Raw genomic sequence first — 12,319 nt, forward strand, 5'->3', positions numbered from 1 at the left:
AACCCTGGAATGCTTTGATAAATGCTGTATTCCGGTAAATCCTTAGCCTTATCTACCATAGCAGTCAGGATGTCACCCTTGGTACCATGCAACTCAATCAAACGCTTTGCATAGTATATAACTTCTGCAACATTATAAGAATTGGCAGCAACTGCAGGCGCTGATATCTGACCCATACTCATTAATTGATCGACTAATTTACTTAATCTCTCGTGACCGATATGCCAACTAATCCCAGCTTGAATCGTGTCCATGAGTGCTTGCCTCGAACGTCTTGTAACTATTGCATGTGGCACTATTGTTAGGAGCTCCCAATAATGTGGACTATCGGTGGCAGAAAAGAGTCCTTCGATTTTAGGAAAGGTCAGTTGTAAAATGCGATGTAACCTATCTTTTGTACTGACAATATCATGATTAATTTGTTGATAAAAGCGGCTCATATATTGTAACTCAATATAAATTGGATTTTGAACATAACTTTTAGCACGAGCTAAAATGAATTGGGTCTCAGCCAAGTTTTTAGCATCATTCAAATCATTTTTATTCGGGCGAAGCTGATCCAACTGTTTTTTTGCTGCTAAGGGATTGAGAAAAGTATAGGGATAATTATGCCAATCCAAAAATGATTTCAATCGTCGCGAATAAATACAGGTCGCCTCAAAAACAATATCAGGAAATTCATTAAATTGCATGATAATTGTATTGAGTTGATTGAATCCCAGGACATCATGGGTTATCTTGAAATGTTGAGTTACCTTACCATCAACCGCCACCGCAACTTGACTAGTAGCTTTAGAGACATCAATACCAATAACATAGTGCATAATAGCACCTCCTTAAAAAATATTTGAAACAATCACTGAAACCTCACGACCATTTAATTTTCTATACTCGATGTCTAGCGCCTAACTTACTAAGATCAAATTGTGTGGTAAAGTCAGTGAAATGGCCATTTTTTTCTACAACATCTGGTGTCAAAAGGACCAACGACCTAAGTTTCACTACCAATTTTAGAATAAATCTAAAAAAGGTGAAGATCATCTCCGTCGAGAATAATCTTCACCTTTAATGTTAGTAAGTTTTTTTGTATAAGAGCAGTTAAAAGGTGATATAATTAAATGTGTCTTTATTTGTGTACAATTAGATATTGCCTATATTGAAAAAAAGAGTCTGCTAACAGATATCGCCATCTTGTTTCGGACTGTTATTCAAATGTTTAGCACGAGTGATAATGGAGCTTTTTAATGAAAAATAAAGTTATGATAATCACACAGTCCGAGGGAGGTGGGTTAAGGCGTCACTTGACCGACCTAATGGATGGACTGATTAATCGTAGGATAGAAGTGGTTTTAGTATACAATTCAGACTTTGCAGATAAGACTTTTGATACTTGGATTTCAAGAACGGAATCTAAGCTAACTAAGTACGATTTAAAAACTATGGTTAGAAATATTTCACCGGTTCTTGATATAAAGTCTGTGATTGCGGTACACAAAATTATAAGGGATGAGCGTATTGCAGTTGTTCATGCACATTCATCTAAAGCAGGTGTGATTGCTAGAGTTGCAGCAAAGCTTTCAAATGTGAATCGTGTGTTTTATACGCCACATGCATATTCTTTTCTATCGGAAGAATTTTCAGACAAGAAAAAGAATATGTTTGTACTGATTGAACGGCTCCTGAGCCACTGGTTTACAGCGAAAACGTTTAATGTGTCTGAATCTGAGATGCAGGCGGCTTTATCTGTGAAATTAGACAAGCCTGAAAAATTTGAAGTTATACCAAATGCTGTACCAATTTTGGCAGATTTTAATTACGATTTTGAACGGAAACGGTTAACTAGTTCGGATAAATTTGTTGTAGTAAATACTGCCAGAGTAACGAAACAAAAGAATCCGGATTTATTTGTAGATCTTGCAAATCGAGTAAAACAAGATATGCCGGATGTTGAGTTTGTTTGGATTGGACAAATCGATTCTGAATATAAGAACTTTGTGAACGAACAAACCAGTGTAGTTTTTAAAGGGGAAATGCAAAAAACAAATGCGTTGGTAGGAGCAGCGGATTTGTACCTTTCGACCAGTTTTTTTGAGGGATTATCATACTCACTCTTAGAAGCCGGTTCATTCGGCATTCCAGTTTTCCTGTCTAACGTACCGGGAAATATCGATTTTGCTCAAATGTACAATGGCGCTGAGCTTTTTAATATTGATGATTCAAGAACATTGCAAGTTGAAAAGTTGGAAGCATTTATAAACAAACTGAGAAACAAAGAAAATACTAAAAGTGAAATCACGGCTGACTATGACGCCATGATTGATAAGATAGTGGATAATTATTATGGAAAATAGATTAAATCAGCCGTTAGTATCGGTTATTGTGCCTTTTTATAACAGTGCAACGTACATGGATAAAACGATTCCTACGTATCTATCTCAAACCTATGACAATCTAGAACTTATTTTTGTCGACGATGGTAGTTCTGATGAAACTTTGGTAAAGCTATCAGAGTATGCAAAGCTGGACGAGCGGATAGTAGTAGTGACGAAGCCTAACGGCGGGCTTTCAAGTGCTCGAAATGTGGGTGTTGATCATGCAACTGGTGAATACGGCGTTTTTGTCGATTCTGATGACTTTATCGCTGATTATTTCGTTGAGGTTCTTTTAGAACCTTTTTTGCTTAATAAGGAGCTCTTTGCAAGTATTACCGGTTTTGAAGATGTAAATGGGTATGATGAATCATTTGAATTTTCAAGCAAGTTGAGTGGGCGTCGTACGCATTTGAGAGCAGATATGGCTTTGATAGAGTTATTAAAACAATCTGATTCGTTTGATGTAAGTGCATGGGGCAAAATGTACGCAATGGCGGACTTGAAACAGGCTAAATTTAAAGAAGGCATTCTCTTTGAAGATTTACAATTCCTAGTTCCGTTTTATTTGCCAAATTTGTCTAGAGACGTAGTTATGAATAATATTGCTTCCTATGCGTATGTTAACAGGGCTACCTCGATTATGCATTCACGATTCAGCCCTAAATTGTTGGATTTGGTAGATGTTGTTGAAGAAGGCCGCGAGTTGCTACGAACAAGGAAGGCGTTGTTGTTGGCTTATGACACGAAAGCGTTGTCCGCACTAACTGGTGTTTACAAACGGGCGCTAAAAAATGGAAATTATCATGATACGGATGCAATCTGGAAGTCCCTTAAATCTATTGAAATTGATGCGCGAATGTCTACCATGCTGTTTCCAACGTTGAAGGCCAACGTATTACATATCTTTATTAAGTTAGGTAGACGTATTTTTGATGGAATGATAAGAAGTGTTCCCAAAAGGTAAGGGTAAAACATTGAGGAGAACTAGACGGCATGCAATATTACTTTATTCCATTTTTCATAACATTGTTTTTTTTGATATTAGGAACAATAGTAAGGAAAAATAATATAATAACACAGGTTGGCATTGCGGCCGTTGCTGCTATACCGCTTGCGTTTGTTTCTGGCGTACGAACTTTGGTAATTGGTACAGATATAAAAAATTATGGGCTTTATAATTTTAATTTAGCCACGCAATTTAGTGATTTTGCGGATTATTTTGCAAAAATAACAATCTCAAATCAAACTGAAGTTGGGTATGCATTGCTAAACTATGTTGTCTCAAAATTTTCGAATAATATCAATGTCTTCTTTTTTTGGCTAGAGTTTATCATTATTTTCCTGTTTTTGTGGGCAGCGTTCAGGTATGAATCGTTATTTGGTATTTCATCAGTAATTCAGTTCGTTGTATTTTTTGGCTTGTTTTATGGGCTTACTATGAATTTGATGAGACAAAGTGTAGCGATGGTCTTGGTTTATCTTGGGGCATCATTTCTTTTTGATTCAAGATGGAGCTTCAGAAAGAGTTTTACCATTTCATTGGTTCCTTTGGCTTTGGCTACAACTTTTCACAGAACCTCAGTTGTTGCTGTAGCCATTTGGTTTGTTTACCTTGTGTTCAAAAATGCGGGTGACAATGCTCGAAGAAGATTTGGATCGGCTGTATTTGTTGGAACAGCTGGCTTAATATTGTCATTTTTGATTATTAAGTTTGGGGTATTGAACTCCTTGCCGTTTATGATTAAGTACACGAGTTACTTGAATGGAGATAATTATCTAGTTACAGCGACAACGTCACCGTCACGATTGTTATTGACGATTGTTCCAATTGGGTTTGCATTAGTGATAATGTTGGCAACTGACAGACAACAGCTACAAACAAAGATTCAGATAACAGATGCGGTGTTTTTCACTGTTGCCTTTATTGCACTGATGGATATTGCAACGCAGATTTCGGGGTTACAAACGGGTGTGTTCCAACGCATGGGGCTTTATTTTTATTTTTTTGAAGTCTTGATTTTGCCTTTTTCAGGAATGGTTATATCAAAACGAAACCATCAGATAACGGCGTTCATTGTTATTGGAATTTATGCTTTGTACATGTTTTACCATATTACGAAGTTAGGAGAGGGTGAAATTTATCCCTATTATTGGATACTGGGCCCTATTTGGTACTAATTAAATGAAAAAAAGAATTGGCATATTTGGATATGGTGAAAATCAAGGTGGATTAGAAACGTACATTATCAAATTCGCAGACAGAATGGCCGACGTATTTGACATTGTATTCATCAATATCAACGAAAGCAAGCATATCGCTTATGAAGATCGTATTAATGAAAAACAATATGAAATTTTTCATGCCTTAAGTCATGGATTGAATTTTCAAAGTTTTTTTGGGCGAACTGCAAAAGCAAAACAAGCACTCAGTGTTTTGAGATTAGATTACGTATATGTAAATGCGTTATCAGTTAATAGTGCGTACTGGATAAAGGCAGCGAAAAGTCTTGGTATCAAGGCTGTCTATCATTCACATAACAATAAGTTGGAATATACATCTTTTGCTAAACGAGTTGCTACGTTAGTTTTGCTGTTGTCTAACAGATATTCTTTGAAATATGCTACAAGATTAGCAGTTTCTGAAGATGCTGGGAAGTTTATGTTTGGTCGTCAAAAGTTTGATGTTATATATAATTCAGTAAACCCAGAAACGTGGCGATATAATTCACAAATTGCTAGTGCTAAGCGACAGGAATTATCAATTCCTGCTGAAAGTAGAGTGGTACTTGTGGTTGGTAGAATGCAGTATCAGAAGAACTACCCAAAGATTCTTGGTGTGATTTTTGAAGAAATGGCCAGCAATGAGGATGTTCATGCAATTGTTGTTGGAGACGGAGATGAACGTTCCGAGATAGAAAAGGCTGTCCATAAGTCAGGATACGAAAATCGAATTCATATTTTAGGTATGCGATCAGATGTTCCTGATTTGATGAGCGCTTCTAACGTATTATTACTTCCGTCAAGGTTTGAAGGTTTACCATTTGTAGTTATTGAATCGCAGGCTTCGGGTCTAGAAGTGTTAACGGTTGATCGAATTGTGCCAAACGTTGTGAATGCGACTGGACATGTAACCTTTTTGGATAAGGATGATTCTAACGAATTTTGGGCTATCAAACTAAATGAGTTACTGTACAAGTCTAAGGATAATAATCGACTGATGATGAACGATACCATCTCTCAGTCTATATATTCTGATGGGCATTACAATCAAGTAATCTCAGAATATTTTAAAGATTAGGTCGTAAACCGCTTAATTAGTAATGGCGTTGTATGTGTTTTGTTTTTACGAAACATTTGTGAGGTATAAGTTTATGGAAATATCTGTGGTTGTCCCTATTTATAACCTAAGTGACGAGTTGGACAGATTAGTTGCTATGTTTCGTAACCAGACATTCACAGATTTTGAGTTGTTATTAATCAACGACGGATCGACTGACGAAACTGAGTCTGTGTTAGCTATCTTGGAAGATAAAAATGATTTTGTAAATGCCATTTCTACAAAAAATCAAGGGCAAGCAGCAGCTCGAAATTTAGGCGTGAAAAACGCGAGAGGGAAGTACGTAACTTTTGTCGATGCTGATGACTATGTAAGCTCAGACTATCTGTCAATTTTGTTTGATGCGATTAATTATGTACCTGACGCAGACATAGCAACAGTGCAGCACGCAGACATATTTGAAGCGTCTGATATTCCCGAGACAAAGGCGACGGGCAAAAGGGCAAGTACACTCAAGGTGTTCACGGGCCTTGAAGCTGTTGAACAATCATTTAGAAGAAATGGACAATTTTTAGATGTGTCTATCTGGGGAAAAATATATAAAACGAATTTTATCTTTGAACGCCCGTTAATTGAGGGACATTATTTTGAAGATTTGGCATTTGTGCCTAAGTTGCTTGCGGATGCGCAAAAGGTTGTTGTTTCTAAAGCTGTTGCATATTACTACTTAAACCAACGAAGTGGCAGCACGGTAACTAGTTATTCAGAAAAAAAGTCTGATGATTTACTTTGGGCATTAGAATATTTGGAACACGATTTTTTGAGTTTAATCAAGAATAATAAGAGATTGATTAAAAGTTACCAAATTATTAAATTCAACAATCTTTGGATGCTTTATAACTGGAATAGTCAGCAGAACGAGGAAGTATTTGAACAACTTGTTCAAGTTCCGATGTTTGATTTAATTCGCGGATTATTATTTGGAAATGCAAGTAAACAAGGAATGTTGTTTTTGACGAAAACCAAGTTGCTCAAGCGTTAAAGTAATCGAAATTAAGTTTTTGTCTTGGATGTTAACTTGTAAAAATATAGATATCACTAGAGATTTTTAGTTTAAATGCAATAGAAATAGATCACTCAAATAAGAATGTAAATTGTAAGTTAAATACGTAAATACAAAAATTATTCATGGAGGAGTTTATTATGAAGCCAATACGTAAGGCTATTATCCCAGCAGCAGGTTTGGGAACTCGTTTTTTGCCAGCAACTAAGGCCTTGGCCAAGGAAATGTTGCCAATCGTTGATAAGCCAACGATTCAATTTATCATCGAAGAAGCTTTGGCATCAGGTATCGAAGATATCGTTATCGTTGATGGAAAGTCAAAGCGTTCAATCGAAGATCACTTCGATTCAAACCCAGAGTTGGAAAACAACTTGAAGGAAAAGGGTAAGGACGAATTATTGAAGTTGGTTGAAGAGACGACTGACATTAACTTGTACTTCATCCGTCAATCACACCCACGTGGATTGGGAGACGCCGTTTTGACTGCAAAGTCATTTATCGGTGACGAGCCATTCGTTGTTATGTTGGGTGATGACTTGATGGCTGATGAGACCCCTTTGACTAAGCAATTGATCGACCGTTACAACACGACAGGCGAGTCAACGCTTGCTGTTATGAAGGTTCCTCACGAGCAAGTTTCTGAATACGGTGTGATTGCACCTGAAAAGGAAGTTGAAGACGGTTTGCACCAAGTTAACTCATTCGTTGAGAAGCCAAAGCCAGAAGATGCACCTTCAGACTTGGCAATCATCGGACGTTACTTGTTGACGCCAGAAATCTTCGAAGAGTTGGAGAACACGGCACCTGGTAAGGGTAACGAAATTCAATTGACGGACGCCATTGATTCATTGAACAAGCGTCAACACGTTTACGCCCACGAATTCAAGGGTAAGCGTTACGACATCGGTTCAAAGATTGGTTTCTTGACGACTAACATTGAATACGGTTTGAACCACCCACAAACTGGCGAATCCTTGAAGCAATACATCAAGGATTTGGCTCATCAATTATAATGGGTGGTTCATTATGGAGAATAGAAATGTTGTGGATGGTTATTTTGTGGGGAATCTTGGGGATGACCTCTTTTTGCGTGTGTTAGCCGAAAGGTTTCCAAACACGCAATTTGAAATTCAGACAAGTGAGAAAATGTTCGAATTTTATGAAGGTTTTGGAGATTTCATGAAGTATAAATCCCCAATTCAAAAAAAGCTTTTAAGGTTCTTTCCTGCGTGGTTGATGTCACGTATGTTTAAAGCTACACACGAGAAATACAATACATATACATTGCTGGGTGGCTCATTGTTTATGGATGTAGACTCTGCGCCTCTGTACAAGCGAATTCGGGATTTCTATGGACAAGTAAGTGATAATGCGTTTGTTATAGGAAGTAACTTTGGACCGGTGTACAATCAACCAATGATTCAATGGTATAAAAAGGTTTTCCAAAACTTTGATTTTGTTACTTGGCGAGATACTACCTCTGAAAAAAAAGAATTGATCGATGCCAGGAAGCAAACGACATTACCAGATGTTGTGTTGGGGCTTAATGTTGATAACGTTGCCACAATAGACGGGCAATTCGTATTGTTTAATTTAATGAACATTGGCGATGTAACGGAAAATACGGATACAATTAACGAGTATCTGAAATCAGTGGTATTTAATATTAAGCTGCTTGTGAGCCAAGGCGAACGAGTTAAACTGGTATCCATCGACAAAGACGGTAATGACAAGAAGTTTGTTTCAAGAGTTAAACGTGAGTTTTTTTCTAATGTAGATCAGGTTACAGTTGCTGAATATATTGAAGTAGATCAGGTATTGAGCTTATTTAAATCAAGTAAAGCAGTAGTTGCAACTAGATATCACTCTTTGATTTTGGCGTGGTTGTTTGAAAAGCCGGTAGTTTCCATTGCTTATAGTGATAAGACAACAAACTTTATCAATACTTGGTATCCTCAGCAAAAAGTTATCACGTTGGATGAATTGTCAGAGAAAATGGACCTTGGGGTGATGCAAGAAACCGCAATTCCAGTAGAAAAGCTTACATTTTTGAAAACTCAAGCAAAAAAGCATTTTGATTCGCTGGGAGCGGCACTAAACAGGGAGATGGGATGATACCTAAAAATGGATAAATACAAAAAACTGCTAAATAATTCCCTTCTTTTTGCGATTGGAAATATGGGTACAAAGGTACTTACATTTTTGATGGTGCCCCTGTATACAAGGCTATTAAGCACAGCTGACTTTGGAGCATCTGATTTAATTACAACAATAGTTAATGTTGTAACGCCAATCATAACTTTGTCATCAATCGATGCAGTATTTAGATTTGCTTTGGACAAGACGTATAATCCAGCCAAGGTTTTAACAAATGGATTCGTTATTTCTGCTTTTAGTTTAGTGATTTCAACTATTGCTATTCCGTTTGTGTGGAAGGTGCCTCATATAGGTGTAATTTTCACATTAACTTTTTTAGGAGCAATTGTTAATATGATGCAAGAATATAGTCGAGCGATTGGCTATATTAGAGTTTTTGCGTTTACAGGATTGATTTCCACAGTAGTTACAATCATCTCGAATTTGATTCTTTTGATTGTTCTAAGGCTTGGATTAACTGGTTTTTTGCTATCGATGGTGATAGCACTAGTTGTGTCAGCAATTTATTTGTCTGTTTTTCTGAAAGTATGGCGCCATTTTTCACTTCGATTCGTGGATTTTACGATGGTAAAGAAAATGCTAGCCTACAGTATTCCGTTGATACCTAACACTCTATCGTGGTGGTTATCTAGTGCATCTAGCAGAATTTTTGTTGTAACATTTGCTGGCGTTGCTGCGAATGGGTTATTCGCGGCCGCGAATAAATTGCCTTCCATTGTATCTATTTTGTATTCAATATTTACTCAGGCATGGCAAATGTCGGCTGTCGAGGAATTTGAAGATGAGAAGGGATCTAAATTTTATTCGAACATTCTTGACTTGACAATCCGAGTTTTGACAATAGGAATTGTATTTCTTGTTGTGTTTAATAAATTTATCGTCCATCTTTTATTATCACAAGCATATTTTCTAGCATGGACGATTGTTCCATGGCTTGCTGTTTCAGTTCTATACACCAGCATCGCATCGTTCCTTGGTACAATCTATGTCGCCGCATTAAAAACAAAAGGTGTTCTGTATACAACTATATTCGGGGCAATTATCAATGTTGCATTGAATTTGATTCTAACGAAATCATTTGGAGCGGTTGGTGCAGCGATTAGCACCAGTGTTGCGTTCCTGCTTCTTTCGGTGGTTCGTTTCTTCGATACCCAAAAGTTCATGAAGATTAAAGTGAATTGGAAGTATCTTGCGGTTTCACATTTGGCGTTTTTAATGGCTTTTGTGGCGAACTATATTCATTCACCTCAAGTGACGGCTGTGTTGAGTTTAGTCTCAATTTTGCTGATTATTGTTACTAATAAGAAATTGCTTACTACAATTGTCGGTAGTATGAATAAGTTTATTACCACAAAAATGAGCTAGAAGCATTAAAGACTTAGTGTCGGGTTAAGCAAGATTTATTTGAAAAGCGGCTGACAAGTCATCTTTTACTTTGTTAAATCATAGGATAGTTGAAAGGACTAGGTACTCAAGTGATGATTAATCATATATTACGTAAAATTTTTTCTTTAGAATACATTCCGAAAAATGTGTCGGCCTTCGTTTTCGCTATTATGCATAGGTCGGTTAGAAAAAAGGTTGAAAAAGCAGCTTATTCAGTAATAAATTCAGGTGATTCAAATTATATTAAAAAGAGTAGTAAACGCGTTGAAAACCGTATTTGGGTTTTTTGGTGGGATGAATCTAATATGTCAACACTAGTAAAATACAATTTTGAACTGTTGAATAACATTCCAAATGTTAATGTGCAATTGTTGACTTCTGATAATATTGGTGAATTCTTGCATTTTGAGGATGCTATATATCAAGCATTACAACGTGGCGAGTTAACAATTCAACTGTTTTCAGACTTAGTACGAATGTCCCTTTTGTATGAGTATGGTGGGATTTGGGTTGATTCTACTATTTTGACGGTATCGGAAAATTTTAATTTGGAATGGTTTGAATCGGATATTTTTACTATCAGACATAGTGATGAATTTAATGGCAAGTTTGTTCCTGCTGGTCGATGGTCCATTTACCTAATTGGTGGTCAAGCTGGCAAAAAGTATTTCAGATTTGCTAGTTTGATGATTCAACATTATATATTTAATGATATGAAGATACCAGATTATTTTTTGATAGATTATTTGTTAGATTTTGCGTACACAAGAAACATAGGAGGTTTTGCTGATGATTTGGACCTGGTACCTATAACAAATTTAAGTGTAGAAACTTTAGTAAAAATCCAAGATGATTTATACAACGTACAAAATGATCCTCGTCGAGATGGAACGGCGTTTTTTAAGTTGTCAAATAGAAAGGCTCCCTCTAATGCAGTCGAAAATTCGTTTTATAATGTCATTGTTCGAAATGAAACGGAAGGACGAGAAGTATGAAAGTTTCAGTTGTAATTCCAATTTACCCGGATTATTCATGCACTAAATTTTTAACCACAGCTAAATAAGTAAAATACGATAAATCACCTTGAAACTGCCAGTACCTTGGCACGGTTTCAGGGTGTTTTTCCGATTGAGCGTTTTTTGAGAAAAATGGGCACACTAAACCCAGCCAGATTTTGCTATTTTTTTGAAAATCTACTTCGTTGTTTTATTGCCACAAAGCATTTAGCCGTTCCCAAGCTCGCCAGAACAGACCATCGAACTGTTCTTGGTTGCGGCTATCTAACGTCAAGATCACCTTGCGGGCGTGCTTAGTGACACGTCCACCGATTTTTAACAAACGGTCTCGAAAGATGTTGATTGTCCACGATTGTTGCTGGTCGTCCAACGCAATACTCTTCATCAACCGCATCAAGTTTGATGCAATTACTGAGCTCCACATGCGCGCTTTGTTTGCGAAAAATGAACTGCTATCAGTTTTGCCAAAGGCAAATCCACCTTTAAGCTCGCGAATAATATCTTCAATCGCCGCACGCTTGCGGTAAACACGGACGATGTCTTTTTGTGGAAGACTTAGGTTAGTGACGATGAACTGTGTACCGCCATGTTCATCATTTAAAACGATAACACGACGTGCTTTGTCCCATGAGGCTGCTTGATACTCAAATTCATCGGTCGTCAACTAACCTTCAATCATCAAAAGATTGTCGAGATTAACATATCTTCCATCAAGTGCCATACGCTTCAATCGAGGATTTGACTTCAATCGGATGGTATAAAACTTACTAACATTAAAGGTGAAGACTATCTCCGTCGAGATTAATCTTCACCTTTAATGTTAGTAAGTTTTTCTACCAGAAGTCAAGTGTTTCAAGGTTTTTGACTTCTTTTATTTTGAAATTTTGTTAACAATTAGCACTACTTAAATAAACCGCTGTCTTCACATCGATTTTAAAAAATGTTAGGCTTATAAATGTAGAATACTAGTGCTTTGATACAGCTTTGTAATCATACAGTTGATGATTAATGACTAGATAATGCATGGTTCTCAGTAATCGCGACATGG

General features: G+C 36.9%; 11 protein-coding genes. 9 read left to right on the forward strand and 2 right to left on the reverse strand.

The annotated features are described in order from the left end of the window. On the reverse strand, positions 1 to 824 hold an 824-nt coding region (locus BMG01_RS09110), incomplete at its 3' end, for a transposase (protein WP_084013467.1). Between the two features lie 420 nt (positions 825 to 1,244). Here BMG01_RS09110 and BMG01_RS09115 point away from each other — a divergent pair. The 9 genes from BMG01_RS09115 to BMG01_RS09155 all read left to right on the forward strand — a co-directional run bounded on the left by BMG01_RS09115 (position 1,245) and on the right by BMG01_RS09155 (position 11,250). Continuing rightward, positions 1,245 to 2,351: a glycosyltransferase gene (locus BMG01_RS09115; protein ID WP_036068700.1), complete on the forward strand. Its 1,107-nt coding sequence runs from the start codon at positions 1,245 to 1,247 to the stop codon at positions 2,349 to 2,351. Continuing rightward, complete coding sequence (locus BMG01_RS09120; protein ID WP_036068702.1) at positions 2,341 to 3,336, forward strand: glycosyltransferase family 2 protein; 996 nt, start codon at positions 2,341 to 2,343, stop codon at positions 3,334 to 3,336. The genes BMG01_RS09115 and BMG01_RS09120 overlap by 11 nt, the downstream gene beginning before the upstream one ends. Positions 3,337 to 3,365: 29 nt before the next feature. Then, on the forward strand, positions 3,366 to 4,550 hold the full coding sequence (locus tag BMG01_RS09125) for an EpsG family protein (RefSeq protein ID WP_036068703.1): 1,185 nt from the start codon (positions 3,366 to 3,368) through the stop codon (positions 4,548 to 4,550). A 4-nt stretch (positions 4,551 to 4,554) separates the two neighbouring features. Continuing rightward, positions 4,555 to 5,670 carry a glycosyltransferase gene (locus tag BMG01_RS09130; RefSeq protein ID WP_036068704.1) on the forward strand — a complete coding sequence of 372 codons (1,116 nt, stop codon included), beginning with the start codon at positions 4,555 to 4,557 and terminating at the stop codon, positions 5,668 to 5,670. 73 nt (positions 5,671 to 5,743) lie between these two features. Further along, the gene (locus tag BMG01_RS09135) at positions 5,744 to 6,691 is read left to right on the forward strand and encodes a glycosyltransferase family 2 protein (RefSeq protein WP_036068705.1); all 948 of its coding nucleotides are present in this window, start codon (positions 5,744 to 5,746) and stop codon (positions 6,689 to 6,691) included. 161 nt (positions 6,692 to 6,852) lie between these two features. Next, entirely contained in the window at positions 6,853 to 7,725 is an 873-nt protein-coding gene (gene galU / locus BMG01_RS09140; RefSeq protein ID WP_036068706.1) for a UTP--glucose-1-phosphate uridylyltransferase GalU, read from the forward strand. A gap of 13 nt (positions 7,726 to 7,738) precedes the next feature. After that, complete coding sequence (locus BMG01_RS09145; RefSeq protein WP_036068707.1) at positions 7,739 to 8,827, forward strand: polysaccharide pyruvyl transferase family protein; 1,089 nt, start codon at positions 7,739 to 7,741, stop codon at positions 8,825 to 8,827. Positions 8,828 to 8,836: 9 nt separating this feature from the next. Next, a complete protein-coding gene (locus BMG01_RS09150) occupies positions 8,837 to 10,234 on the forward strand; it encodes a polysaccharide biosynthesis C-terminal domain-containing protein (protein WP_051586159.1) in 1,398 nt (465 codons plus the stop codon). A gap of 89 nt (positions 10,235 to 10,323) precedes the next feature. After that, positions 10,324 to 11,250, forward strand: coding sequence for a capsular polysaccharide synthesis protein (locus tag BMG01_RS09155; protein WP_143472292.1), 927 nt, complete (start codon positions 10,324 to 10,326; stop codon positions 11,248 to 11,250). Positions 11,251 to 11,461: 211 nt separating this feature from the next. Here BMG01_RS09155 and BMG01_RS09160 read toward each other — a convergent pair whose 3' ends face one another. Further along, positions 11,462 to 11,935, reverse strand: coding sequence for a transposase (locus tag BMG01_RS09160; protein WP_080539906.1), 474 nt, complete (start codon positions 11,933 to 11,935; stop codon positions 11,462 to 11,464). Positions 11,936 to 12,319: the final 384 nt, after the last annotated feature.

Source organism: Leuconostoc sp. BM2, from assembly GCF_002095565.1.
GTDB classification, from domain to species: domain Bacteria; phylum Bacillota; class Bacilli; order Lactobacillales; family Lactobacillaceae; genus Leuconostoc; species Leuconostoc falkenbergense.